The sequence below is a fragment of the Myxococcus sp. AM009 genome (assembly GCF_013372605.1).
In the GTDB taxonomy this organism is placed as follows: domain Bacteria; phylum Myxococcota; class Myxococcia; order Myxococcales; family Myxococcaceae; genus Myxococcus; species Myxococcus vastator.
Genome location: NZ_JABXEP010000401.1, coordinates 1 through 509, shown reverse-complemented (window position 1 = coordinate 509; position 509 = coordinate 1). Strand labels below are relative to the sequence as shown.

1 protein-coding gene is annotated in these 509 nt (G+C 59.1%); it reads left to right on the top strand.

The window, feature by feature from the left end; all coding sequences use genetic code 11:
- Window positions 1-47: 47 nt before the first annotated feature.
- Window positions 48-509, top strand: a 462-nt coding sequence (locus HV824_RS36090; RefSeq protein ID WP_217918044.1) for a hypothetical protein, incomplete at its 3' end; no start/stop codon positions are given.

Genomic DNA, 509 nt, shown 5'->3' with positions numbered 1-509 from the left:
CTCCAGTGGTGCGTGACCCACGCCTATTGATGGATGCAAGCGGCGACGTGAAGATCTACTATGTGCCCTTCGAATACATCAACCCGAGTGCACGGCTCGTGCTGGTCGGGATCACACCGGGCCCCACCCAGATGGTCAATGCCAACAACGAGGCGCGGCGCGCTCTTCAGGCGGGCAAGTCCAGCATCGAGGCGATGCAGGCCGGAAAGAGCGTCGGCGCTTTCAGTGGCGAGCCGCTGCGGAGTAACCTGATCAATCAACTCAACCATTGGGGCTTCCAAAAGTGGCTCGGCCTGAGCGATTCGGCCGACCTATTCTCCAGGTCACAGCACTTGGTGCAGACTACCTCTCTCCTACGCTATCCGGTGTTCGTCAAGGACGGTGATTACCGTGGCACTCCAGATATGACCAAGCATCCGCTGCTGCGGAAATACCTGCTCGAATACTTTGCGGCGGAGGTCGAGGAGCTCAAGGAAGCCGTATTTGTCGGTCTCGGGCCACAGGTCCAG